Here is a 23,998-nt window from a genome sequence, read left to right as displayed (position 1 = left end):
GCGGCGAAATCACCTTCGAGGGCGTCAAAGACCTCAAACAAGAAAGCCGCGAGAAGAGCAAAAGCAGCTTCGCCTGGCAGCCAGCCAAAGGCAAAGGCAAGACCGACGAAACCCTGCAGCAAAGCCAACTGAGCGCCCAGGGCGAGATCGTCATTCAGGCCGTGGAAGGGCTGAACATCGACCTCAAACAGGTCAACCGGCAAACCGTCAGCCAAACCATTGGAGCCATGGCCAAGGCCGATCCTAACCTGGCCTGGCTCAAGGAGATGGAGCAACGCGGCGACGTGGACTGGCGCCGCGTGAAGGAGGTTATAGGGCCTGCCCCCTGTCTCGAAGCCCCCTGGCTCTGCACTATTGATTGAAATAGCGAAGCGCTCTTGCTCGTTACTGAACAAGGCGATATCGTCCACGGCGGCATGGCAATAAGCCATTAAAGAAACGGAATTCGAGCATACGCAGCGACGCGTCCAGGCAATGGCCCCTCCTTCGTGCGACTCCTTATCCGTGACCCAATAGCTTGATGTGGCTGGAAAATTCTGCCCAGCCTGCCGCTATGCCGCGTCCACTATTTCTCGATATTTGGAGTCATCATGCTGAAAAAACTGGCCATGGCCGCTTTTGCCTCGTCGCTGCTTGTCGGCTGCGCCTCAGTTCCCATGGAAGACAAGGATGCCTCTGCCGAGGCCAAGCGTTTCGTTGCACCCTCGCCCGGTAATGCGGGTCTCTACATCTACCGCACCATGGGGGCCGGTACGGCGCTGAAGAAAGACATCTGGGTCGATGGCAAGTGCATCGGTGAGTCCGCTCCCAAGATATTCTTCTATGAACAGGTCAAGGGCGACATGGAGCACAAGATATCCACCGAGTCCGAGTTCTCGCCCAACGATTTGCTGGTCAAGACCGAAAGCGGCAAGAACTACTTCGTGAAGCAGTACATCAAGATGGGTGTATTCGTCGGTGGTGCCAACCTGGAGCTGGTCGACGAAAAAGAAGGCAAAGAAGACGTAGCGAAGTTGGAGCTAGCGCGCAAAGGTAACTGCGCCAAGTAAGATACGGCAGATAAACAAAGCCCTGGCATCCACAGATGCCGGGGCTTTTTACTTTAGAACAGGAGGGTCAGCACCAGGTTGAGCAGCATCCGAAAAAGGGATGGGTTTGAATGGCGCGTACTTAAGCTTTCCTTGGACGACCGCTTTTCTGATTTTTCCGCGATCAGATGGGTGTGCCGGGGTCAGCCGTGTTGGGATCAGGGATTGTTACCCGTGGCGCCTTGCGCCAGACGCTCGCCAACCAGGGCTGCTGGTCGCGCGGCAAGCCGGCGGGGCGGTAGTAGTGCTCCAGCTCGCTGAAGCCAGCGGCCTGCAGGTATTGACGCCAACGGGGCAGGTCGTGGTAGACCGCATAGCGCTCGCCCTGCCAGCCTTCCTGGTTGTCCCCTCTGGGGTTCGAGCAGAACAGCACGCCGCCGGCTTTCAGGCTCTGCCAGAGTTGCTTCAGCACCTCGGGCAGGGCCCGGCTGGGCACATGAAACAGCACGGCGTTGGCAAAGATCCCGTCGAAGTGTTCGGCCGGTAGATCAAGGCTAAGCAGGTTCTGCTGCCAGACGTCGCAGCCGCTGTCCTGGCGCGCCATTTCGACGAACTGCGAGCAGCCATCCAGGCCGATGGCGCGGTGGCCCAGTTGGCTGAATGTGCGCAAGTCCCGGCCTGGGCCGCAGCCCAGGTCAAGGATGCAGGCCGGCGCTGGCGCGTGGAGATGGCGCAGCAGGGCGGCGATGTTCTGGCTGACATCGTGGTCGCGAGTGCCCTCGCGAAAGGCTTCCGCGCACGTCTGATAGTGACGCAGGGTCAACTCGCTGATAGCAGTGAGGGGCGTGTCAGGTTTGGTCATGGCGCCATCTTAGTGGCTAAGGCGCCATCGCGCGAACGTGCCCGTCATGGCGGTCTGCCGGCTCATACCTGCAGGCTAGGGCTATGGCGAAGCATGTCGAGGGCGGTGTCGACCAGGTATTCGGCATCTTCGTGCAGGGCGTAGGCGTCGGGGGTGAGTAGCCACTGGGCCAGGTTGCCGTCTATGTAGGCGTGCAGGCAGCGCGAGGCGCGGGTGGTGTTCAGCGCTGCTGGCAGTTGCCCGCGGTTGACGGCGTTGCGCAGTGCCAGCTCGATGCGTACGTGGCAGTCCAGGCTGTTCGCTTGGCGTTGCTGGCGCAAATCACACATCTCGTCGATGAACTCACACTTGTGAAAAAGAATCTCATTGATCCGGCGGGTCTTTGGGTCCAGCGCCACTTGTTGCAGTACTTGAATGAGCAGCGTGCGCATGCAGCCCAGCGGATCTGTCTCGTTGGCGTCCTCGCTGGCTTTGGCGAGTGCGTCGAAGGGTTCGTGGAGGCTGTCGAGCAGGGCCTGGACCAAGGCGGCCTTGTTGTCGAAATGCCAGTAGATGGCGCCGCGGCTGACGCCTGCCAATGCTGCAATATCAGCTAGCGTTGTACGGGCCATACCGCGCGTATAGAAAGCCTGTTCGGCCGCCTCGAGAATCTGGTGGCGGGTTTGCAGGGCGTCGTCTTTGGTCTTTCGGGCCATGGCAGGTGCTCTCACAGGGGCCGTTTAACTGGCCGGCAGGGATGACGGGAAGGCCTTCTGGGTGCCCAGCCCGCTGTTACGTCTTATTGCAACCTTATCGCGATAAGGTGTTTACAAACAATCATGAATGTAAGTACATTTGCTTAGCCCGCTATTCATTGCATTCGTGCCCACTCACTCCGGTGAAGCGCTGTCGCGCTCCTGTCCGAGGATCCCATGCCATTCAAGCCAGCTTTTCCCGCCCTGGTTACCGTCGTTCTGTTGGCATCGCTGCTCAGCGGTTGTGAACAGGAGCAGGCACCACCTCCTGCACAGAAACCCCAGGTCGGGGTGGTCACGCTGCAGGCCCAGCCCTTTGCCTTGACTACCGAGCTGCCGGGCCGCACCAGCGCCTACCGGATTGCCGAGGTGCGTCCGCAGGTCAATGGCATCATTCTCAAGCGGCTGTTTGAGGAGGGTGCAGAGGTCAAAGCGGGCCAGCAGCTGTACCAGATCGACCCCGCGGTCTACGAGGCCACCCTGAAGAGCGCGCAGGCCACGCTGCAGTCGACGCGTTCGCTGGCCGAGCGCTACAAGCAGTTGGTCGATGAGCAGGCGGTCAGTCGTCAGGAGTTCGATGAAGCCCAGGCTCAGCGCCTACAGGCCGAAGCCGCTGTGCAGAGCGCGCAGATCGACCTGCGTTATACCAAGGTGCTGGCGCCCATCGCTGGGCGCATTGGTCGCTCCCTGGTCACCGAGGGTGCCCTGGTGAGCAATGGCCAGAGCAACGCCATGGCGGTGATCCAGCAGCTTGACCCGATCTATGTCGATGTCACCCAGTCTTCGGCCGAAATGCTCAAGTTGCGTCGCGATCTGGCCAGCGGTCGCCTGCAGAAAGCGGGTGAAAATGCTGCTGAGGTGACGCTGACGCTCGAAGACGGCAGTGAGTACCGCCACACCGGTAAGCTGGAGTTTTCCGAAGTGTCAGTTGACCAGACCACTGGTTCGGTGACGCTGCGTGCGGTCTTCCCCAACCCCGACAAGGTCTTGCTGCCGGGCATGTTCGTACATGCCCAGTTGCAGGCTGGGGTCAATGCCGAAGCTATTCTCGCGCCCCAGCAAGGTGTTACCCGCGACCAGCGCGGCCGCCCGACGGCCCTGGTGGTCAATGCCGAAGACAAGGTTGAGCAACGGGTCCTGCAAACCGAGCGCACCGTCGGCAACCAGTGGCTGATCAACGATGGTCTGAAGAGCGGCGACCGCCTGATCACCGAAGGCTTGCAGTACGTCAAGCCGGGTGACGAGGTCACTGTGAGCGAGGCGAGCAATGTCGCCACAGACAAGCCTACCGACGCCCCCGCTGCCGGCAGTGCCGACAGCGAAGAGGAATAATCCATGTCGAAGTTTTTTATCGACCGTCCCATTTTCGCCTGGGTAATCGCCCTGGTGATCATGCTGGTCGGCGGCTTGTCTCTGCTCAAGTTGCCGATCAACCAGTACCCGAGTATCGCGCCGCCCGCCATTGCCATTTCCGTCAACTACCCGGGTGCGTCCGCGCAGACCGTGCAGGACACGGTGGTTCAGGTGATCGAGCAGCAGCTCAACGGTATCGACAACCTGCGTTATGTAACCTCGGAGAGCAACTCCGATGGCAGCATGACCATCACCGCCACCTTCAACCAGGGCACCAACTCCGATACCGCCCAGGTGCAGGTGCAGAACAAGCTCAACCTGGCTACGCCGCTATTGCCGCAGGAAGTGCAACAGCAGGGTATCCGGGTCACCAAGTCGGTGCGCAACTTCCTGATGGTCATCGGCATGGTCTCGACCAATGAGTCGGTGACCCGCGACGACTTGTCCAACTACATCGTCTCGAACATGCAGGACCCAATCTCGCGCACCGCCGGTGTGGGTGACTTCCAGGTGTTCGGCGCGCAGTACGCCATGCGTATCTGGCTCGATCCGGCCAAGCTCAATAACTTCCAGATGACCCCAGTGGATGTCAGCAGCGCGATTTCGGCGCAGAACGTCCAGGTGTCTTCCGGTCAGTTGGGTGGCCTGCCAGCAGTCGAGGGTCAGCAGCTCAACGCCACCATCATTGGCAAGACACGCCTGCAGACGCCTGAACAGTTCGAACAGATTCTGCTGCGGGTCAATGCCGATGGTTCTCAGGTGCGCCTCAAGGACGTCGCACGGGTCGAGCTGGGCGGCGAAAGCTATGGCATCAGCGCCCAGTTCAACGGCCGCCCGGCTTCGGGCATGGCGATTCGTCTGGCCACCGGCGCCAACGCGCTGGATACCGCCAAAGCGATACGCGCCACCATTTCCGAGCTGGAGCCGTTCTTCCCGCCGGGCATGGAAGTGGTTTACCCGTATGACACCACGCCGGTGATCAGTGCCTCGATTAGCGGGGTAGTCAGTACCCTGATCGAAGCCGTGGTGCTGGTATTCCTGGTGATGTACCTGTTCCTGCAGAACATCCGCGCGACCCTGATTACCACCATGACGGTGCCGGTGGTGCTGCTGGGCACGTTCGGCATCCTTGCCGCCTTCGGTTTCAGCATCAACACCCTGACCATGTTTGGTGTGGTTCTGGCTATCGGCTTGTTGGTGGACGACGCCATCGTGGTGGTGGAGAACGTCGAGCGGGTGATGAGCGAGGAAGGTTTGTCGCCCAAGGAGGCAACGACCAAGTCCATGGGGCAGATCCAGGGCGCGCTGGTCGGTATCGGCATGGTGCTCTCGGCGGTACTGTTGCCGATGGCATTCTTTGGTGGCTCCACCGGCATCATCTATCAGCAGTTCTCCATCACCATCGTTTCGGCCATGGCGCTGTCGGTGCTGGTGGCGCTGATCTTCACCCCGGCGCTCTGTGCAACCCTGCTCAAGCCGGTCAAGAAAGGCGAGCATCACGTCGCCAAGGGCGGTTTCTTCGGCTGGTTCAACCGCAATTTCGACCGCGGTGTGCAGAGCTACGAGCGTGGCGTGACCAGCATGCTCAAGCACAAGGTGCCCTACCTGCTGGCGTACCTGGTGATCGTGGTCGGCATGGTCGTGCTGTTTACCCGTATCCCGACGACCTTCCTGCCCGACGAAGACCAGGGTGTGCTGTTCGCCCAGGTGCAGACCCCGGCCGGCTCGACCGCCGAGCGTACCCAGGTGGTGGTCGACGATATGCGCCGCTACCTGCTCGAAGAAGAAGGCGACACCGTAGCCTCTGTGTTCACCGTCAACGGCTTCAACTTTGCCGGTCGTGGGCAGAGCTCGGGCCTGGCTTTCATCATGCTCAAGCCCTGGGGTGAGCGTTCGGCAGAGAACAGTGTGTTCAACCTGGCGCAACGTGCCCAGCAGCACTTCTTTGGCTTCCGCGATGCGATGGTTTTCGCCTTCGCCCCGCCGGCCGTGATGGAGTTGGGTAACGCTACTGGTTTCAACTTCTTCCTGCAGGACCGTGCTGGTGTTGGCCATGAAGAACTGATGGCCGCGCGCAATCAGTTTCTCGGTATGGCGGCGCAGAGCAAGGTCTTGGCGGGCGTGCGCCCCAATGGCCTGAATGACGAGCCGCAATACCAGCTGACCATTGATGACGAGCGTGCCAGTGCCCTGGGCGTGAGCCTGTCGACCATCAATCAGACGCTGTCGATTGCTCTGGGTGGCAGCTACGTCAACGACTTTATCGACCGCGGTCGGGTCAAGCGCGTGTACGTGCAAGGCGAAGCCAGTGCGCGGATGAACCCTGAGGACCTGGATAAGTGGTTCGTGCGCAGCGACAGTGGCGATATGGTGCCGTTCTCGGCGTTCGCCAGTGGTGAGTGGAGCTACGGTGCGCCGAAGCTGACGCGCTACAACGGTGTGGCGGCGATGGAGATTCTCGGTGAGGCCGCGCCTGGCTACAGCACCGGTGATGCCATGGCTGAAGTCGAAGCCCTGGTGCAGAAGCTGCCGGAAGGCATCGGTTACTCCTGGACAGGCCTGTCGTATGAGGAGCGTTTGTCTGGCTCCCAGGCGCCGGCGCTGTATGCCATCTCGTTGCTGATGGTGTTCCTCTGCCTGGCGGCGTTGTACGAAAGCTGGTCGGTACCGATTGCAGTGATGCTGGTGGTGCCCCTGGGGATCTTCGGTGCGCTGCTGGCTACCAGCATGCGCGGGTTGTCCAACGACGTGTACTTCCAGGTGGGTTTGTTAACCACCATTGGCTTGGCCTCGCGTAACGCGATCCTGATCGTGGAGTTTGCCAAGAGCCTGCACGAGCAGGGCATGGGCATTGCCGAAGCGGCCGTGGAGGCGTGTCGTATGCGCTTGCGACCGATCATCATGACTTCCCTGGCATTCGGTCTCGGCGTTGTGCCACTGGTGATCGCCAGCGGCGCGGGCTCGGGTAGCCAGCACGCCATCGGTACCGGTGTACTGGGCGGCATGACCACGGCCACGGTGCTGGCGATCTTCGGCGTACCGTTGTTCTTCGTTCTGGTGTCGTCGCTGTTCGGCGACAAGAAGTCTAAGGCGTCCACCGAGGAGGCGGGCCAATGAGCAAGTCATTACTGTCCATCGCCGTTACGGCGTTTATCCTCAGCGGCTGCTCGATGATTCCCGACTATCGCCAGCCGGCGGCACCCATTGCGGCGCAGTGGCCTGAGGGGCCGGCCTACACGCCGGCCCAGGCGGCTGACATGGCGGCAACGGAGCAGGGCTGGCGGACCTTTTTCCGCGACCCGGCGCTGCAGCGGCTGGTCGAGACCGCACTGCAGAACAACCGTGACCTGCGCGTCGCGGCGCTGAACATCGAGGCCTATCGCGCGCAGTACCGTATTCAGCGCTCCGACCTGCTGCCGTCGGTTTCGGCCGATGGCGCCGGCAGCCGCCAGCGGGTTCCGGCCAATGCATCGCAGACCGGTCAGGCCGGGATCAACAGTCAGTACTCCGCCACCCTGGGCATCAATGCCTATGAGCTGGACCTGTTCGGCCGCCTGCGCAGTCTCAGCGAGCAGGCCTTGCAGGTTTATTTCTCCAGCGAACAGGCGCGGCGCTCGACGCAGATCAGCCTGGTGGCCAGTGTGGCCAATGCCTACCTGACCTGGCAGGCCGATCAGGCGCTGTTGCAACTGACCCGCGACACCCTTCAGGCATTCGAGGACAGCTATGCGCTGACCGCGCGCAGCAATGACGTGGGCGTTGCTTCGGCACTCGATCTGAGCCAGGCGCGCACCTCGGTGGAGGGCGCGCGGGTCAACCTGGCGCGCTACCAGCGCTTGGTCGCACAGGACCTCAACAACCTGACCCTGCTGCTCGGCTCCGGCGTCCCGGCGGATCTGCCCCAGGGCTTGGGGCTGAACGCCGAGCCGTTTGCCGAGCTGCCGGTCGGCCTGCCGTCCGACCTGCTGCAGCGTCGACCGGATATTCTTGAGGCTGAGCACCTGCTCAAGGCAGCTAACGCGAATATCGGCGCAGCCCGTGCAGCGTTCTTCCCGAGCATCAGCCTGACCGCCAATGCCGGCACGCTCAGCCCGGACCTGTCCGGCCTGTTCGATGCAGGTTCGGGGACCTGGTTGTTTCAGCCGCAGATCAGCTTGCCGATCTTCAATGCCGGGCGCCTGCGTGCCAGCCTGGAGTATGCGGAAATCCAGAAGGACATCTCGGTCGCGCAATACGAGCGCAGCATCCAGACCGCCTTCCAGGAAGTGTCCGATGGCTTGGCCGCGCGTCAGACCTACAACGAGCAGCTCCAGGCTCAGCGTGATTTGGTGCAGGCCAACCAGGATTACTACCGCCTGGCCGAGCGCCGCTACCGTATTGGTATCGACAGCAACCTGACCTTCCTCGACGCCCAGCGCTCGCTGTTCAGTGCCCAGCAGTCGCTGATCACTGACCGCTTGTCCCAGCTGACCAGTGAAGTGAACCTGTACAAGGCCCTGGGTGGCGGCTGGTCCGCCGAAACCCCAGCGCCCAGCCGCTGAGCCGCCATGGGCTTGCGCCACTGCGTCGGCCCATGGCTTGCAGGCTGAGTATCACTCTGGTCGTTCTCCATGTCTCAGCACCGCGGATGTTGATAAACCTCGTCTGATCGGCAGCCTTGGTTGTGCGTTGTTGTGACCTGGCCAGGCCCGTGATGGAGGCGTTGTGCGGGAACTGTGCGGCCGTTGCTAAGCTCTCACCTGAAAGCCCCAGGGAGACGCTCATGGACTCACTCGCACGGCAACAGCAGCGCACAGGCCAACTCTATGACCCCCGCGATGCCCAGCTGCAGGCCGCGCAGGCCGCCAATCAGCGCTGGCTGCAGCGTTACAATGCCTGCCCCTTGGTCGCGGATGAGGAGCGCCTGGCGCTGTTGCGCGAGGGCTTGGCCAAGGTGGGGGCCGGTAGCTTTGTACGTGCGCCTTTCCACTGCGACTATGGCCACAACATTCGCCTGGGCGCAGGGGTGTTCATCAACTTCAATGTGGTGATTCTCGACGTGGCGCCGGTGTCCATCGGTGACCTGACGCAGATCGGTCCCGGCGCACAACTGCTCACGGCCGATCACCCGCGCGATGCGCGTCAGCGCGCCGATGGCCTGGAGCGCGGCCTGCCGATTAGCGTCGGGCGCAATGTGTGGATCGGCGCCGGGGCGTTGGTGCTGCCCGGTGTGACCATCGGCGATGATGCCGTGGTCGGCGCCGGCAGTGTGGTGACTCGCGATGTCCCGGCGGGCTGTACGGTGGTAGGCAACCCGGCACGGCTTGTCTCCGGTCCGGGATAACGCGTGGCATTGAGCCTGCCGCCTCGGCGAGCGTGATCAATGGATGACGCTGATCCGCGATAAAGTTGAAATCGATATAAGCAGATAATTAAAAAATCTTTTTCGGCTATATAAGTTTCAGCCACAATCGGCGCCATCCTGATACTCGGTCACGGGTGTCGTTCTCGATCAAGGAAGCCTTCATGCTGAAGAATATTCTCCTGGCTGGCGTCGCCAGTGCCACCCTGCTGGCCGGTTCGCTGAGCCACGCCGCTGCCGATACGCCGTTCCACAACGCCTCCTACGACATTGCCCGCGAGCTGTTCGGTGAGATCAACCCGAAGTTCGTCGAGCACTGGCAGGCCACCTCCGGTAAAGAGGTGAAGATCATTCAGTCCTTCGCCGGCACCTCGCGCCAGGCCCAGGACATCATTCAGGGCAAGAAGGTCGACGTGGTCACCTTCAACCAGGTAACCGATGTGGACATCCTGGCCAAGCGCGGTCTGCTGCGTGAAGACTGGGCCAAGCAGTTTCCCAACAACAGTTCGCCGTATTACAGCACCACCGCCTTCCTGGTGCGTGAGGGCAACCCGAAGAATATCCAGAACTGGGACGACCTGATCCGCGACGACGTCAAACTGGTCTTCCCCAACCCGAAGACCTCCGGTAACGCGCGTTACAGCTACCTGGGCGCCTGGTTGTTCGCCAACGAGAAATTCAACGGTGATCAGGAGAAGGTCCAGGCCTTCGTTGGCAAGCTGCTGAAGAACGTCGAGAACTTCCCCACCGGCGGCCGTGGTGCCACCGTGGCCTTCGCCCAGAACGGCCAGGGCGATGTGCTGCTGACCTTCGAGTCGGAAGTCATCAATATCGCCAACGGCGAGGAATTCAAATCCGCCAAGCTGCAGACCGTGGTACCGCCCGTCAGCGTACTGGCTGAGTTCCCGGTGGCCATCGTCGACAAGGTCGCCGACGAGCGCGGCACCCGCGAGCAGGCCAAGGCCTTTCTCGACTTTCAGTACAGCAAGGATGTTCAGCAACTGCTGACCCGCTACAACTACCGCGTGCACAACCCCGAGGTGGTCGAGGCGACCAAGGCACAGTTCGCCCCGGTGCGCCTGATCAACCCCACCGAGGTGCTGGGCACTTGGGACGAGATCACCGCCAAGCATTTCGACAACGGTGGTATTCTTGACCAGCTTTTGGCCGCCGGCCGCTAGGCGTTCGTCCACGATCTGCTGCGCGTCGGCCCTGCGGCGTTAAAAACAGGCTCGGGATGCTCATGTACAAAAGTACACTCCGCTCCCTCGCCTGTTTTTGCCTTGCAGGGCTCTAGCTCGCGAGATCTTACTTCGGCTGTATTCGCCATCGGCCGCTGAAAGTCTGGTCTATTGGCCGCCTTCTAGGCGGCCAACTGCATTTGTAGAGTCGAGTTTTTCGTGAGCAAACCGCAACTGTTCTTCCTGCAAAACCCCTTGCTGCCCGGTTTCGGCCTGAGCTTTGGCTTCAGTGTCTTTTACCTGTCGCTGGTGATCCTGCTGCCGCTATCGGCGCTGCTGCTGTACGTCAGTGACATGAGCTGGGCTCAGTACTGGCAGGCGATCAGCGACCCGCGCGTGGTGCAGACCTACAAGGTGACGATCTCCGCTGCCTTTTATTCGACCCTGGCGGTGCTGCTGATCGGTCTGTTGCTGGCGTGGATCATCACCCGCTACGACTTCCCCGGTCGGCGCCTGGTCGATGCGCTGATCGACCTGCCGTTCGCCCTGCCCACCTCGGTAGCCGGTCTGACTCTGGCAGCGCTGCTGGTGCCCAACGGTTGGGTCGGCCAGTGGCTCGATGCTGCGGGGATCAAGATCGCCTATGCCTACCCGGGCATCGTCGTGGCGATGATCTTCACCAGTATTCCCTTCGTCGTACGTACCGTGCAGCCAGTGTTGCAGGACCTCGGTTCGGAGTACGAGGAGGCTGCTCGCACCCTCGGTGCCAGCCGTCTGCAGAGCTTCCGACACGTCGTTTTGCCAACCCTGACCCCGGCGCTGGTCACCGGTGGCTCCCAGGCGTTTATCCGTAGCCTGGGCGAGTTCGGCGCGGTGATCATGATCGCCGGCAACATTCCCTATAAGACGGAGGTCAGTTCGCTGATGATTTTCGTCCGCTTGCAGGAATTCAACTACCCGGCAGCAGCGGCCATCGCTTCGGTGATTCTGCTCGCGTCCCTGCTGCTTCTGTTCGCCCTGCAGGTGCTGCAGGGCCGTCTGTTCGCTTGGCAACGGCAAGGTCGATGAAAAAACCGAATGATTGGCGCCAGTGGACGCTGGTGGGGCTGGGGCTGCTGGTTGTAGCGGTGCTACTGCTGTTGCCCCTGGGCCTTATCTTCACTAATGCGTTGGCTGGTGGCCTGGAGTTGCTGTGGGCCAACCTGAACGAAGACTTCATGCTGCACGCCATCGGCCTGACCCTGCTGGTGGCGCTGATTACCGTGCCGCTGAACCTGTGCTTCGGCATCTGCCTGGCCTGGTGCGTGACCCATTACGACTTTCGCGGGCGCAAGCTGCTGACCACCCTGATCGACATCCCCTATGCGGTCTCGCCGGTGGTTGCGGGTCTCTGCTACCTGGTCGTCTATGGCCTGGAAAACGCGCTGGGGCGCTGGTTTTACGATAACGGCATGCAGTTGATGTTCGCCTGGCCGGGCATCGTCATGGTCACGGTGTTCGTCACTGCGCCCTATGTGGCGCGCATCCTGATTCCGGTTATGCAGGCCCAGGGCCAGGACGAAGAGACCGCTGCCATGTGCCTGGGTGCCAGCGGCTGGCAGATCTTCCGCCGCATCACCCTGCCGAAGATCAAGTGGGCGCTGCTGTATGGCGTGGTGGTAACCAATGCTCGGGCGGTGGGTGAGTTCGGCGCGGTGTCGGTGGTCTCCGGCACCATCATCAACCAGACCCTGACGCTGCCGCTGCTGGTCGATCAACTGAACAATGACTACAAACCGGCGGCCGCCTTCACCGCTGCCGGGCTGCTGGCCTGCATGGCGCTGTTTACCTTGCTGCTCAAGACCTTTATGGAATGGCGCCAGCGCAGCCTGATGCAGCGCGCCGAGGCCTGATCAGGCCTCGTCCGGCAGTTGCGGGGCCGGGCGGCCGAAGTGGTAGCCCTGGCCGAAATCGCAGCCCAGCGCCTTGAGAAACGCCGCCTGGTCGGGGTGTTCGATCCCTTCGGCGAGCACCTTCATCTTCAGGCTATGCCCCAGCGCAATCACTGCGCGGCTGATAGCGATGTCGTCCTCGTCGTGGGGCAGGCCACGGACGAAGCTCTGGTCCAGCTTGAGCTTGTGCACAGGTAAGCGCTTTAGTCGCGCCAGCGAGCTGTAGCCGGTACCGAAGTCATCGATCGCCAGGCGCACGCCGAGGTTGCGCAGGCGTTCGAGCAGGCCCTGGGCGGCGTCCGGGTTGACCATCACTGCGCTTTCGGTGACTTCCAGCTCCAGGCAGGCAGGTGCCAGGCCGGTTTGTGCCAGCACCTGAGCCACCTGATGGTCGAGCAGGTCGCGGCAGAACAGCCGGCTGGAGACGTTCACCGCGACGAACTTCAAGCGGCTGCCGGCGCGCTGCCAGGCCACCATCTGCTCGCACGCCTGCTGCAGCACCCAGGTGTCGATGGCGCTGATCAGGCCGCTTTCCTCGGCAATCGGGATGAATTCGCCAGGGGGCACCAGGCCGCGCTGCGGGTGTTGCCAGCGCACCAGGGCTTCCACCCCGACCATGCTGCCGTCCGCCAGGTCGATCAGCGGCTGGTAGTGCACGCGCAGCTCCTGCAGGTCGAGGGCATGGCGCAGGGCACTGACCAGTTGCACGCGCTGGCGCGCATGCTCGGTCAATTCCTGAGCATAGAAGGCGAATGTTTCGCGGCCACTGCTCTTGGCCTTGAACAGTGCCGAGTCGACGTTGCGCAGGATCTGCTCGACGGTTTCGGCGTCGTCGCTGAACAGGCCAATGCCCAGGCTGGCGGTGATAAACAGTTCCTGGTCGACAACCGCGAAGGGCGCGTGGAAACTGTCGAGCACCTGCTGCGCCAGGTCGGCGGTTTGCTCGGCCTCGAGGCCGGATTCGCAGAGCAGGCCAAACTCGTCGCCGCCCAGTCGCGCCAAGGTCATGCGCGCATCGAGCAGGCCCGTCAGGCGGTCGCCGACGGCCTTGAGCAGCAGGTCGCCGATGTTATGCCCCAGGCTTTCGTTGATGTGCTTGAAGTGATCGAGGTCGATCAGCAATACGGCGCCATTGAGCTGCTCGCGGCGCGCGCGCTCCAGCGCATGCTCGACCCGCTCGGTGAACAGCAGGCGATTGGGCAGGTTGGTCAGCGGATCGTGGTGGGCCAGGTAGTCGAGTTCGCGCTGCGAGCGTTTGAGTGCGGTGATGTCGGAAAACACCGCGACATAATGACGAATCGCGCCGGTTTCATCGTGGATCGCGCGAATGCACTGCCACTGCGGGTAAATCTCGCCGTTGCGCCTGCGGTTCCAGATCTCCCCACTCCAGCCGCCCTGGTTACGCAGCATCTGCCACATGTTGGCGTAGAAGGCGCTGTCATGGCGGCCGGATTTCAGCAGGCTGGGGTCCTGGCCGAGAATCTGCGCCTCGCTGTAGCCGGTGATGCGGCTGAAAGCCGGATTGATGTGCACGATGCGGTGTTGGGCGTCAGTGACCAGCACGCCCTCCTGAGTGGCCTCGAACACGGCTGCCGCCTGGCGCAGGCTGTCCTCGTCGGCGCGCCGTTGGGTGACATCGCTTGCCGTGCCGATAAAGCGCCGGGCCTGGCCCGCCCTATCGAGCTGCAGGCGGCCGCGGGCCTGGATCCAGCGGTAACTGCCATCGCGATGGCGCAGGCGAAAGAGATTTTCGTACATCGTCGTCTGCGGGGCGGCCAGGGCCGCCTGCAGCGCCGCTTCGTAGCCTGGCCGGTCATCGGGGTGCAGGCGCTGCAGCCATGTTTCCTGGCTGCTGCCCAGGTCCACGGGGTCGAGACCCAGCATGCTGGCGTAGCGCGGCGAGAAGTACAGGCTATGCTGATGTAAATCCCAGTCCCACAGACCGCTCTCGGCAGACTCCAGGGCCAGGCTCAAGCGCTCCTCGCTACGGCTCAATGCCTGCTGGCTGCGCGCTTGCAGGTGGGCATGGGTACGCAGAATCAGGTACAGCAGCAGCGCTGTGAGCACGACGAAGCCGAGTCCCTTGAACAGTTGCAGGCGCTCAATCTGGGCATTGGGTAGCCCGAGGTGAGTCAACCATCCGTCGCTGAACAGGACCCAGAGTCCGGCCACCAGCATGTAGAGCAGGGACAGGCGCAAGGCGCCCAGGCGTAAGCCCATTAGGGGGTTCCATCTCGGGTTAGGGGGCCGAACAGTACACGAACCTGCACGGGTGAAACATTCTTAGCCAAAAGAGCAACTGGTTTTCTGTCCCGGCTTGGTGATAATGCAGGGGCGGCCATTTTTGTAGGACACGCCGCGTCTTACTCCACAAGAGGCACTAGACATCCATGTGGTACAACGGTCTCCTTGACCTCTCGGTCTGGCAACTGGTCGTGGTCACCCTGGTGATGACGCATATCACCATTGTCGGCGTCACGGTCTACCTGCACCGCTACTCCGCGCACCGCGCCCTGGAACTGCATCCGGCGCTCAAGCACTTTTTCCGGTTCTGGCTGTGGTTGACCACGGCGCAGAACACCCGCGAGTGGACCGCCATCCACCGCAAACACCACGCCAAATGTGAAACCGTCGATGACCCGCACAGCCCGGTGGTCAAGGGCCTGAGCACGGTTCTGCGCAAAGGGGCGGAATTGTACGCTGAAGAGGCGAAGAATCCCGATACGCTGCGTATCTACGGCAAGAATTGCCCGGAAGACTGGATCGAGCGCAACCTCTACTCGCGCTTCCCTATCGGCGGTGTGACCCTGATGGCGGTGATCGATCTCGCGCTGTTCGGTGCCGCTGGTATCACCATCTGGGCCGTGCAGATGATGTGGATTCCGGTGTGGGCAGCGGGCGTGATCAACGGCCTGGGCCACGCGGTGGGTTATCGCAACTTTGAGTGCCGCGATGCGGCGACCAATCTGCTGCCCTGGGGCATCCTGATTGGTGGCGAGGAGCTGCACAACAACCACCACACTTACCCGAATTCGGCCAAGCTGTCGGTCAAGCCCTGGGAATTCGACATGGGCTGGGCCTGGATCAAAGTGTTCAGCTTCTTCGGTCTGGCCAAAGTCCAGCGCGTAGCGCCCATCGCTCATCGGGTGGAGGGCAAGCGCAACCTGGATATGGACACCGCCATGGCGATTCTCAACAACCGCTTTCAGATCATGGCGCAGTACCGCGCGCTGGTGATCAAGCCGTTGGTCGCTCAGGAACTGGCCAAGGCGGATGCCTCGGTGCGTCACCAGTTCCGTCGCGCCAAGCGCCTGCTTTCCCGTGAGCCGAGCCTGCTACAGGATCAACAGCAGCAGCATATCGACGATATGCTCGCGCAAAGCCAGGCGCTCAAGGTGATCTACGAGAAGCGCCTGGCGCTGCAGCAGATCTGGGCCCGGACCAGCTCCAACGGGCATGAGATGCTCGAAGCCATCAAGCAGTGGGTTCACGAGGCAGAAGCCAGTGGCATTCAGTCGCTGCATGACTTTGCTGCCCAGCTCAAGACTTATTCGCTGCGTCCTGTCAGCGCCACCTGAGGCAGTGCTTCGTCGGCCGGGGAACCCGGCGGTGAATGCATGGTCTTCTGAAAGCTCCAAATAACAATGCATGAGCCCGCCATTTGGCGGGCTTTTTGTGTGGGTGATGCCCGAGCGGACGCCTGACCTTTTTGTGTCGGCATTCGGCCAGGTGGCCAAGGCAGCACCGTACTCAGATGACCCCACGGCGCATGGCGGCCGTGGTGCTTTTTCAGGATGGCGTTTGCAATGGATGAAACGAGCAATGCTCCGAGCGAGCTCGAAGCCCTGACCCTGGCTTTACTGCACAGCCGCGCCGAAACCGCGCGGCTGGGCGAGCGCGAGCAGCTCTTCAGCACCTTGCTGGGCAGCGTCAATGCCGTGCTCTGGGCATTCGACTGGGCGCAGCAGCGCATCATTTACGTCAGCCCTGCGTATGAGCGCGTCTTCGGGCGATCTGCGGCCCTGTTGCTGGCCGACTACGACGAGTGGCGCAACAGCATTTACCCCGACGATCTCGAGTATGCCGCCGACAGCATGGCCAAGGTGCTTGAAACCGGTGCCGTTGAAGCGCGTGAGTACCGCATTATCCGCAATGACGGACAATTGCGCTGGCTGAGCGACAAGTGCTTTATCAGCCAGCAGAACGAAAGTGGGCAGGCGCCGATCATCGTCGGGATTGCCGAAGACATCACCGAAAAGAAGCAGCTCGAAGGCGAGTTGCATCGCCTGGCCACCACCGATGTGCTGACCCAGAGCAGCAACCGCCGGCATTTTTTCGAGGGTGCGCAGCGCGAGTTCGAGCATGCCCGACAGTACGGCAGTTCACTGGCTTTTCTGCTGCTCGACCTGGATGACTTCAAGCAAATCAACGACCGCTATGGTCATCAGATGGGCGACCAGGTTCTGCAGCGGCTGGCCCACTGTGGCACCTCAGTGCTGCGGCGCGGCGACCTGTTCGGGCGCATTGGCGGTGAGGAGTTTGCAGTGCTGCTGCCGGGCTGTGCTCAGAGCCTGGCGCTGCAGATCGCCGAGCGCCTGCAGCGCGAGATCCAGCGCTTGAGTTTCAGTCACGAGACGCGTCGTTTCGGCATCACGGTGAGCCAGGGGTTGGCCTGTTTGCGCGGTGATGACATAAGCCTGGACACCTTGTTCGGGCGCGCCGATGTGGCCATGTACGAAGCCAAGCGCCAAGGCAAGGACCGCATCGTATTGGGGTGAATAGGTTTTGGTAAGTGGCGGCTTTTCGCCTTTTTTGCGAAATAAATAAGCGGATTTCTGCTTATTTTTCCGTCCTCCCTTGGCTTTCACTGCGGCAGCTCACACACCAAAGCCTCATTCCAGAGCGCTTTCATCTTGTATCTGTTTGATTGGCACAGTACCTGCTATTTTGGACTAAATGCTGGCCGCAGCCCTGCGGACCAAGAATAAGAACGAAGAGATCTGTGCCATGACATTCACCTGCCGTGTTTGCCTTCCCTCTCGGCTATCCATCTGTTTGCCCGTTTGCCCACGCGTTCTGCTGTGTTGAATTGATTTCGCTTGCCCGCCTGCCGGCCGCACTGTGTTGCGTGCCGGGCGGTTGTGTGAGCGCCCGAATTCGGTCTGGGTCTTCCGATGGCTGCTTTCAGCCCGGGCCCATGTCGATGCGTCACCCTTAACACACCTGGAGAAACCATAATGAGAAAGACCTCCCTGGCCGTAGCCGTAGCTGCCAGCACCCTGGGCCTGTCCCTGAGCAGCGCTGTCCACGCCGCGTTCATCGAAGACAGCAAAGCCAAGCTTGATCTGCGTAACTATTACTTCAACAACGATGTACGTGACACCAACACGGCGAGCAACAAGGAGTGGGGGCAGGCCTTTCAACTGAACCTGCAATCGGGCTTTACCGAAGGCACCGTAGGCTTCGGCGTTGATGCGTTGGGCCTGGTTGGTGTTCGTCTGGATGGCGGCGGTCGTGCCGGCAAAGCAGGTCAGAGCCGCACCCCTGGCTCGGCTGGCAACGGCACACTTTTCCCCGTTGACAGTGATAACAACGCTGTTGATGAGTTCAGCAGCCTGGGTCTGACCGGTAAAGTGCGTTATTCCAAGACCATCGCACAAATCGGCACCCTTCAGCCGAAACTGCCAGTGGTAACGTTCAACGACGGCCGTCTGATTCCGCAAACCTTCGAGGGTGCGCAGATCACCTCGAACGAAATCGACAACCTGACCCTGATTGCTGGTCAGCTTGAGCATGCCAAAGGCCGTGCTTCCAGCAATAGCGAGTCGCTGGCCATCGCCGGCGCCGGTGCTGGCGCTGACAGCAACAAGTTCTACTACGGCGGTGCCGACTACAAGATCAACAAGGATCTGCTGGCGCAGTACTACTACGGCAATCTGGACGACTTCTACAAGCAGCACTTCCTCGGCCTGACCCACACCCTCGCCTTGGGTGCCGGTTCGCTGAAGTCTGACCTGCGTTACTTCGACACCAGCTCCGACGGCAACAACGGCAGCGCTGCCGGTCGCGCTGATGGCTATATCGGCAGCGGTTTTTGGAATGGCGGTCGCGCGAATCCTGACTTCGGTGAAGTCGACAACCGCACCTGGAGTGCTTTCTTCACCTACAGCCTGGAAGGTCACGCACTGAGCGCCGGCTACCAGCAGGTGTCGGGCGACAGCAACTTTATCCAGCTGAACCAGGGCTCCATTCCAGGTCAGGGCGGCGCGACCACTTACCTGATCACCGATCGTCAGATCAGTAACTTCGGCCGTGCCGGTGAGCGTACCTGGATCACTCAGTACGGTTACGACTTCGGCAAAGTGGGTGTGCCTGGTCTGACTGCCAACGTGCTGTACATGAAAGGCGATAACATCAAGTCGGCCACTGGCGACCTGAAAGAGTGGGAGCGCGACCTGACCGTTAGCTACGTGCTGCAGGAAGGTACTTTGAAGGGTATGGGCTTCGCCTGGCGCAATGCTTCCATGCGCTCCGAAGTAGCGAGCTCTGATATTGATCAAAACCGCCTGATCGTCAGCTACAGCATCCCGCTGCTGTAAGGCTCTGACTCCCCGGCAGTTGCATCCTGCCGGGACGCCAGATGCAAAAAGCCCTGCCAATTGGCAGGGCTTTTTTATTTCTGCGGCTAGGGTCAGGCCGCCGGTTGCTGCTGGGTGATGCAGTGGATATTGCCGCCACCCAGCAGGATCTCGCGGCCGGGGACCATGACCACCTCATGCTCGGGGAACAGGCGCTGCAGGATCGCTTCGGCTTCGGCGTCCAGCGGGTCATCGAAGCGCGGCGCGATGATGCCGCCATTGACGATCAGAAAGTTTACGTAAGAGCCAGCCAGGCGCACGTCGGGACTGCGCTCCTGGCTGCCGGCAACCAGGTCGACGCCGGCGCACTCTTCGGCGGTGGCGTGCAGCGGGCCGGGGATCGGCATCTTGTGCACGATCAGTTGCCGGCCTTTGGCGTCGCGAGCGTGCTCCAGCACCCTCATTGCCGCTTGGCAGCGTGGGTAGTTGGGGTTGCTCGGGTCGTCGGTCCAGGCCAGCAGCACTTCGCCAGGGCGCACGTAGCAGCAGAAGTTATCCACATGACCGTCGGTTTCGTCGTTGTACAGGCCATCCGGCAGCCAGATGATGCTGTCCACTGCCAGGTGCTCGCGCAGCACGGCTTCGATCTGCTCGCGGCTCAGGTGCGGGTTGCGGTTGTGGTTGAGCAGGCATTCCTCGGTGGTGATCAGGGTGCCTTCGCCGTCGACATGGATGGAGCCGCCCTCGAGCACAAAACCTTCGGTGTGGTAGCGCGGTGTGCGCTCGATCTCAAGAATCTTGCTGGCGACCTGTGCATCACGGTTCCATGGCCAGTACAGGCCACCCTCGAAACCGCCCCAGGCATTGAACGCCCAATCCACACCGCGCAGGTCGCCCCGGGCATTGACCACGAAGGTCGGGCCGGTATCGCGCACCCAAGCGTCATCGGTGCTCATCTCGACCAGGCGGATGTTCGGCATGTCCAGGCGCTGACGGGCATTTTCGTACTGGCTGGCGCTGACGCAGACCGTTACCGGTTCAAAGCGGGCAATCGCCTTGGCTACGGCGGTGAAGGCGGCCTGTGCGGGTTTGCCGCCCAGGCGCCAGTTGTCCGGTCGCTCGGGCCAGACCATCCAGGTTTGGCTGTGAGGCGCCCATTCGGCGGGCATATGGAAACCGTCGGCGCGGGGGGTAGTGCTCAGGTTGGTCATGGCTCGTTTCCGTAGGGTGCGCTGCGCGCACCGGTAAAAATATCTGGAGGGCAAGGCACGTTCAGCGCGCCCGCAGGTGTGCAGTCATTGCGAGGCGGTGTCGCCGTCGAGTGTCGCGAGCGGCCAGTATAGGTTTGGCCTGCGGTCGCGGAACACACCCCAGGCGCTGCGGGTTTTTTCCAGTGCGTTCAGGTCGAAGCGGTGGACCCGCACCCCTTCTTCGGTCTGGCTCAGCTCTTCGACCTTTTCGCCAAAGGCGTTGGCGATAAACGAGGAACCATAGAATGTGATCGCTGAACCGTCCTGTTCCTCGAGCCCGATGCGATTGCTGGCGATCAGCGGTATCAGGTTGCCACCGGCGTGGCCTTGTTGCACGCGCTGCCATTGGTCTCGAGAGTTGATCTGTGGATCGTGGGGCTCGCTGCCAATGGCTGTCGGGTAAAGCAGCAGCTCGGCGCCCTGCAGGGCCATGCACCGGGCACTTTCAGGAAACCACTGGTCCCAACAGATACCCACGCCGATCTTGGCGTAGCGGGTTGTCCAGACCTTGAAGCCGGTATCGCCCGGGTTGAAGTAGTACTTCTCGTGATAGCCGGGGCCATCCGGGATGTGGCTTTTCCGATAAATCCCGAGGTTGCTGCCATCGGCATCAATGATGGCGATGCTGTTGAAGCGGGCGCGGCCTGCGCGCTCGAAAAAACTGATCGGCAGTACCACTTGCAGTTCCTTGGCCAGCGCCTGGAAATGCTGGATCGCCGGGTTTTCCTCGGCGGCGGTGGCCAGCAGCAGGTAGTCGGCATTGGGTTTCTGGCAGAAGTAGGGCGTTTCAAACAGTTCCTGCAGCAGGACGATCTGCGCGCCCTGAGCCGCTGCGTCGCGAACCAGCTGTTCGGCCTTGGCGAGGTTGGCGGTGCGATCCCAGGAGCAGGCCATCTGGGTTACGGCGACAGTGACAATGCGAGACATGCAGCACCTCTGAGCAGGGGTATCTGAGGGGCACCACGGCGGTGGCGCCGTGACGATGTGCATCAGTTATAGCCGATAAAAATCGATATAAAAAGCTTTTGTGAGCTTTTATTAAAAAACATAAGGATATTTTACAGATATAAATCGGTAATTTTGCGCAACCCTTACCGTCACGTCCTCAAGGCGAGGACGCGCGATGCACTCAGAGCGGGTGTTGGCGCTTGGGCAGGCAGGGGGGCAGATACAGGCTCAGGTAGGCGTCGAATACGCGCATGCCCTCTTCGGCCAGGCGCGGGGTGATATGGCCATGCACCTGCATCGAGCGGGCGTACACCCGGTCCCCCAGCTCCATGGCCAGGGTGAACACGTCGATGTCTTCGGGCAGCGGGGGCAACTGGAAATGGCGCTCGAACAGGGCCTTCATTTGCTCGCCCAGTTCTATGTCGTGTTGACGGTCGGCCTGGGTGACTTCGCTGAGCCCATGCTGAACCAGAATCAGCTGCCGGGCGGCGGCATCGTCTTCGTAACGGGTCAGCATGCGCTGTTCCACCAGCCGTGACAGGTCACGCCAGTCACGTAGCGCGGCATGCTCAACTGGCGCCTGCAGGCAGGCCCGAAACTCTGCATGGATATCTGCGGTCAAGGCTTCGAGCAGCGCGGGAACGCTGGCGAAAAAGTGGTACACCGACGATGGCGGGATGGCCGCGCGCTCTGCTACGGCGTAGATCGACAGGCTGGTGACGCCCTGCTCGGCGAGTAGCGCCCGCGCCGCATCGAGAATCACGGCGATGCGTGCCTGGCTGCTGGCGCGAGGTTTGCGAGCGGTGGGTGGACGTGGCATGCGCTTATCTCGTGGGGGATGCGCTATTGGACGTCAGTGCGCGCCCAGCGAGCAAGTCGGGATGTTCAGCTGCCGGCGCGAAAGTGCTCCCACACTAGGTCACGGGCAGTGCGGTGCTTCTTTGGGAGGGGCAAGGACGTAAAGCCGACGCTTGGTGACACGGCCAGGGTAAAGACCGGGCTGGTCGCGCAAGTTGGCATCCAGAAAGCCTTTGGCGTCGGCGTTGCCATTGGTGTCGAGCGTTTCGGCGGTAATGCGCCCAGCAGGCACGCCTGGTGGGCTCCGGCACAATGTTTGGGCAGCCTGGGGCGCATCAGCCAAGGCGATGGGGGGCAGGAAACGAATTCGGCAGGTCCAGGGGACAAAACAACGCCGGCACATGGCCGGCGTTGTGGGTGCATCAGACGGTGTGCAGGTACCAGTTGTATTCGAGGTCAGAGATCGAGTGCTCGAACTCTTCCAGCTCGCTTTCCTTGCACGCGACGAAGATGTCGATGTACTTCGGATCGATATAACGGGCCAGCACTTCACTGTCGTCCAGCTCGCGCAGTGCATCGCGCAGGTTGTTCGGCAGGCTCTGGTCGAGTTGCTCGTAGGAGTTACCCTCGATTGGTTCACAGGGCTCGACCTTGTTGGTCAGGCCATGGTGAATGCCGGCGAGGATCGACGCCATCATCAGGTAGGGGTTGGCGTCGGCACCGGCTACGCGGTGTTCGATGCGCACCGAGTCCGGGCTGCCGGTGGGCACGCGTACGGCCACGGTACGGTTGTCCAGCCCCCAGCTCGGCGCATTGGGCACATAGAACTGGGCACCGAAGCGGCGGTAGGAGTTGACGTTCGGGCAGAGGAACGCCATCGACGCCGGCATGGTTTCCAGCACACCGCCGATGGCGTGGCGCAGGGCGTCGTTCTGCAGCGGATCTTCGGCGGTAAAGATGTTCTCGCCGGTCTTTTTGTCGAGCAACGAGATGTGCACGTGCAGACCGTTACCTGCCTGACCTGGATAGGGCTTGGCCATAAAGGTCGAGTCCATCTCGTGGTCGTAGGCGATGTTCTTGATCAGGCGCTTGAGCAGCAGGGCATAGTCGCAGGCCTTGAGGGCATCCTGAACATGGTGCAGGTTGACCTCGAATTGCGCCGGGGCGCTTTCCTTGACGATGGCGTCGGCCGGCAGGTCTTGCTCCTTGGCGGCTTCGAGCATGTCCTGCAGGCAGTCGACGTACTCGTCGAGGTCGTCGATCAGGTAGACCTGGGTGGAGATCGGGCGTTTGCCGGAGATCGGTGAGCGTGGCGGCTGCGGACGGCCGTTCACGTTCTCCTGGTCGATCAGGTAGAACTCCAGCTCAAAGGCTGCACAGATAGTCAGGCCTAGTTCGTCGAACTTCTGGATCACCTGGCGCAACACCTCGCGCGGGTCAGCGAAGAAAGGCTGGCCATCGAGTTCGTGCATGGTCATCAGCAGTTGCGCGGTGGGGCGCTTCTGCCAGGGTTCCTTGCACAGGGTGTTGGGGATGGGGAAGCAGATACGGTCTGCGTCACCGATATCCAGGCCCAGGCCGGTGCTTTCCACCGTGGAGCCGTTAATATCGAGGGCAAACAAGGAGGCGGGAAGGTTGATGCCCTTCTCGTATACCTTGTGCAGGCTGGCGCGTTCGATGCGCTTGCCGCGCACCACACCATTCATATCTGCAATAAGAAGGTCGACGAACTGGACCTCAGGATGTTCCTTAAGGAACGCGTTCGCTTCATTGAGCTGAACGGCACGCGGGGGTACCGACATGATGCAACACCTTTTTTGTTAAAAATATCAATCATGCAAATGCACAGGAGTGAGTCAATCCGAAAGCTCTCATGCTGTCAAGAGAGGCTCATTCTGCCCTAAAACGGGGCTTGGTGGCCATTTTTAGGGCGTTTCAGGGCGCTGTAAGCGGCGGCGACGCCGGGAGTGGCGCGGTGCTCAGCGGGGTGTGTT

General features: G+C 61.4%; 19 protein-coding genes and 1 pseudogene. 12 read left to right on the top strand and 8 right to left on the bottom strand.

Annotated features, from left to right (window positions below):
* Together BMW49_RS20870 and BMW49_RS20865 are read left to right on the top strand one after the other, a co-directional pair.
* A pseudogene (locus BMW49_RS20870) lies at positions 1-362 on the top strand (hypothetical protein); the annotation flags it as partial.
* Positions 363-590: 228 nt separating this feature from the next.
* Positions 591-1,049 (top strand): DUF2846 domain-containing protein, encoded by a 459-nt coding sequence (locus BMW49_RS20865; protein ID WP_069520358.1) that lies wholly within the window; start codon positions 591-593, stop codon positions 1,047-1,049.
* Positions 1,050-1,212: 163 nt separating this feature from the next.
* Here BMW49_RS20865 and BMW49_RS20860 read toward each other — a convergent pair whose 3' ends face one another.
* Together BMW49_RS20860 and BMW49_RS20855 are read right to left on the bottom strand one after the other, a co-directional pair.
* Positions 1,213-1,890: a class I SAM-dependent methyltransferase gene (locus BMW49_RS20860; RefSeq protein ID WP_069520356.1), complete on the bottom strand. Its 678-nt coding sequence runs from the start codon at positions 1,888-1,890 to the stop codon at positions 1,213-1,215.
* A 62-nt stretch (positions 1,891-1,952) separates the two neighbouring features.
* Positions 1,953-2,585, bottom strand: coding sequence for a TetR family transcriptional regulator (locus BMW49_RS20855; RefSeq protein WP_069520353.1), 633 nt, complete (start codon positions 2,583-2,585; stop codon positions 1,953-1,955).
* A 216-nt stretch (positions 2,586-2,801) separates the two neighbouring features.
* Here BMW49_RS20855 and BMW49_RS20850 point away from each other — a divergent pair, with 216 nt between their 5' ends.
* The 7 genes from BMW49_RS20850 to cysW all read left to right on the top strand — a co-directional run bounded on the left by BMW49_RS20850 (position 2,802) and on the right by cysW (position 12,391).
* Positions 2,802-3,956 carry an efflux RND transporter periplasmic adaptor subunit gene (locus BMW49_RS20850; RefSeq protein ID WP_069520351.1) on the top strand — a complete coding sequence of 385 codons (1,155 nt, stop codon included), beginning with the start codon at positions 2,802-2,804 and terminating at the stop codon, positions 3,954-3,956.
* 3 nt (positions 3,957-3,959) lie between these two features.
* On the top strand, positions 3,960-7,094 hold the full coding sequence (locus tag BMW49_RS20845) for an efflux RND transporter permease subunit (protein WP_069520349.1): 3,135 nt from the start codon (positions 3,960-3,962) through the stop codon (positions 7,092-7,094).
* A complete protein-coding gene (gene adeC / locus BMW49_RS20840; RefSeq protein WP_069520347.1) occupies positions 7,091-8,518 on the top strand; it encodes an AdeC/AdeK/OprM family multidrug efflux complex outer membrane factor in 1,428 nt (475 codons plus the stop codon). The genes BMW49_RS20845 and adeC overlap by 4 nt, the downstream gene beginning before the upstream one ends.
* 221 nt (positions 8,519-8,739) lie before the next feature.
* The gene (locus BMW49_RS20835) at positions 8,740-9,300 is read left to right on the top strand and encodes a sugar O-acetyltransferase (protein ID WP_069520345.1); all 561 of its coding nucleotides are present in this window, start codon (positions 8,740-8,742) and stop codon (positions 9,298-9,300) included.
* 182 nt (positions 9,301-9,482) lie between these two features.
* Positions 9,483-10,499 (top strand): thiosulfate ABC transporter substrate-binding protein CysP, encoded by a 1,017-nt coding sequence (gene cysP, locus BMW49_RS20830; protein ID WP_069520343.1) that lies wholly within the window; start codon positions 9,483-9,485, stop codon positions 10,497-10,499.
* 219 nt (positions 10,500-10,718) lie between these two features.
* The gene (cysT, locus tag BMW49_RS20825) at positions 10,719-11,567 is read left to right on the top strand and encodes a sulfate ABC transporter permease subunit CysT (protein ID WP_069520341.1); all 849 of its coding nucleotides are present in this window, start codon (positions 10,719-10,721) and stop codon (positions 11,565-11,567) included.
* Entirely contained in the window at positions 11,564-12,391 is an 828-nt protein-coding gene (gene cysW / locus BMW49_RS20820) for a sulfate ABC transporter permease subunit CysW (protein ID WP_069520339.1), read from the top strand. The genes cysT and cysW overlap by 4 nt, the downstream gene beginning before the upstream one ends.
* On the opposite strand, the gene dibA is transcribed toward cysW, so the two are convergent.
* Positions 12,392-14,650: a phosphodiesterase DibA gene (gene dibA / locus BMW49_RS20815; RefSeq protein WP_069520337.1), complete on the bottom strand. Its 2,259-nt coding sequence runs from the start codon at positions 14,648-14,650 to the stop codon at positions 12,392-12,394.
* Between the two features lie 170 nt (positions 14,651-14,820).
* Here dibA and desA point away from each other — a divergent pair, with 170 nt between their 5' ends.
* From desA to BMW49_RS20800, 3 genes are all read left to right on the top strand, one after another.
* Positions 14,821-16,008, top strand: coding sequence for a delta-9 fatty acid desaturase DesA (gene desA / locus BMW49_RS20810; protein ID WP_069520335.1), 1,188 nt, complete (start codon positions 14,821-14,823; stop codon positions 16,006-16,008).
* 228 nt (positions 16,009-16,236) lie between these two features.
* Positions 16,237-17,208, top strand: a complete 972-nt coding sequence (locus tag BMW49_RS20805) for a GGDEF domain-containing protein (protein ID WP_069520333.1) — start codon at positions 16,237-16,239, stop codon at positions 17,206-17,208.
* A 459-nt stretch (positions 17,209-17,667) separates the two neighbouring features.
* A complete protein-coding gene (locus tag BMW49_RS20800) occupies positions 17,668-19,029 on the top strand; it encodes an OprD family porin (protein ID WP_069520331.1) in 1,362 nt (453 codons plus the stop codon).
* Between the two features lie 92 nt (positions 19,030-19,121).
* Here BMW49_RS20800 and aguA read toward each other — a convergent pair whose 3' ends face one another.
* From aguA to BMW49_RS20780, 5 genes are all read right to left on the bottom strand, one after another.
* Complete coding sequence (gene aguA, locus BMW49_RS20795; protein ID WP_069520329.1) at positions 19,122-20,219, bottom strand: agmatine deiminase; 1,098 nt, start codon at positions 20,217-20,219, stop codon at positions 19,122-19,124.
* Between the two features lie 84 nt (positions 20,220-20,303).
* A complete protein-coding gene (aguB, locus tag BMW49_RS20790) occupies positions 20,304-21,185 on the bottom strand; it encodes an N-carbamoylputrescine amidase (RefSeq protein WP_069520327.1) in 882 nt (293 codons plus the stop codon).
* A 202-nt stretch (positions 21,186-21,387) separates the two neighbouring features.
* Complete coding sequence (locus BMW49_RS20785; RefSeq protein WP_069520325.1) at positions 21,388-22,026, bottom strand: TetR/AcrR family transcriptional regulator; 639 nt, start codon at positions 22,024-22,026, stop codon at positions 21,388-21,390.
* A gap of 99 nt (positions 22,027-22,125) precedes the next feature.
* Positions 22,126-22,296, bottom strand: a complete 171-nt coding sequence (locus tag BMW49_RS24855; protein WP_167362826.1) for a hypothetical protein — start codon at positions 22,294-22,296, stop codon at positions 22,126-22,128.
* A gap of 130 nt (positions 22,297-22,426) precedes the next feature.
* Complete coding sequence (locus BMW49_RS20780; protein WP_069520322.1) at positions 22,427-23,806, bottom strand: glutamine synthetase family protein; 1,380 nt, start codon at positions 23,804-23,806, stop codon at positions 22,427-22,429.
* Positions 23,807-23,998: the final 192 nt, after the last annotated feature.

The organism is Pseudomonas cuatrocienegasensis (assembly GCF_900110925.1).
GTDB classification, from domain to species: domain Bacteria; phylum Pseudomonadota; class Gammaproteobacteria; order Pseudomonadales; family Pseudomonadaceae; genus Aquipseudomonas; species Aquipseudomonas cuatrocienegasensis.
The sequence above is the reverse complement of the archived record's forward strand: the minus strand, read 5'-3'. Positions and strand labels throughout refer to the sequence as shown.

What these genes read in the sequence shown, in the direction of transcription:
- BMW49_RS20785 (WP_069520325.1), bottom strand. Translation starts at nt 22,026, where the DNA reads ATGCCACGTCCACCCACCGCTCGCAAACCTCGCGCCAGCAGCCAGGCA.
- BMW49_RS20800 (WP_069520331.1), top strand. Translation starts at nt 17,668, where the DNA reads ATGAGAAAGACCTCCCTGGCCGTAGCCGTAGCTGCCAGCACCCTGGGC.
- aguA (WP_069520329.1), bottom strand. Translation starts at nt 20,219, where the DNA reads ATGACCAACCTGAGCACTACCCCCCGCGCCGACGGTTTCCATATGCCC.
- dibA (WP_069520337.1), bottom strand. Translation starts at nt 14,650, where the DNA reads ATGGGCTTACGCCTGGGCGCCTTGCGCCTGTCCCTGCTCTACATGCTG.
- BMW49_RS20780 (WP_069520322.1), bottom strand. Translation starts at nt 23,806, where the DNA reads ATGTCGGTACCCCCGCGTGCCGTTCAGCTCAATGAAGCGAACGCGTTC.
- BMW49_RS20845 (WP_069520349.1), top strand. Translation starts at nt 3,960, where the DNA reads ATGTCGAAGTTTTTTATCGACCGTCCCATTTTCGCCTGGGTAATCGCC.
- aguB (WP_069520327.1), bottom strand. Translation starts at nt 21,185, where the DNA reads ATGTCTCGCATTGTCACTGTCGCCGTAACCCAGATGGCCTGCTCCTGG.
- cysP (WP_069520343.1), top strand. Translation starts at nt 9,483, where the DNA reads ATGCTGAAGAATATTCTCCTGGCTGGCGTCGCCAGTGCCACCCTGCTG.
- BMW49_RS20860 (WP_069520356.1), bottom strand. Translation starts at nt 1,890, where the DNA reads ATGACCAAACCTGACACGCCCCTCACTGCTATCAGCGAGTTGACCCTG.
- BMW49_RS20805 (WP_069520333.1), top strand. Translation starts at nt 16,237, where the DNA reads ATGGATGAAACGAGCAATGCTCCGAGCGAGCTCGAAGCCCTGACCCTG.
- BMW49_RS20855 (WP_069520353.1), bottom strand. Translation starts at nt 2,585, where the DNA reads ATGGCCCGAAAGACCAAAGACGACGCCCTGCAAACCCGCCACCAGATT.
- adeC (WP_069520347.1), top strand. Translation starts at nt 7,091, where the DNA reads ATGAGCAAGTCATTACTGTCCATCGCCGTTACGGCGTTTATCCTCAGC.
- desA (WP_069520335.1), top strand. Translation starts at nt 14,821, where the DNA reads ATGTGGTACAACGGTCTCCTTGACCTCTCGGTCTGGCAACTGGTCGTG.
- cysW (WP_069520339.1), top strand. Translation starts at nt 11,564, where the DNA reads ATGAAAAAACCGAATGATTGGCGCCAGTGGACGCTGGTGGGGCTGGGG.
- BMW49_RS20835 (WP_069520345.1), top strand. Translation starts at nt 8,740, where the DNA reads ATGGACTCACTCGCACGGCAACAGCAGCGCACAGGCCAACTCTATGAC.
- BMW49_RS20850 (WP_069520351.1), top strand. Translation starts at nt 2,802, where the DNA reads ATGCCATTCAAGCCAGCTTTTCCCGCCCTGGTTACCGTCGTTCTGTTG.
- BMW49_RS20865 (WP_069520358.1), top strand. Translation starts at nt 591, where the DNA reads ATGCTGAAAAAACTGGCCATGGCCGCTTTTGCCTCGTCGCTGCTTGTC.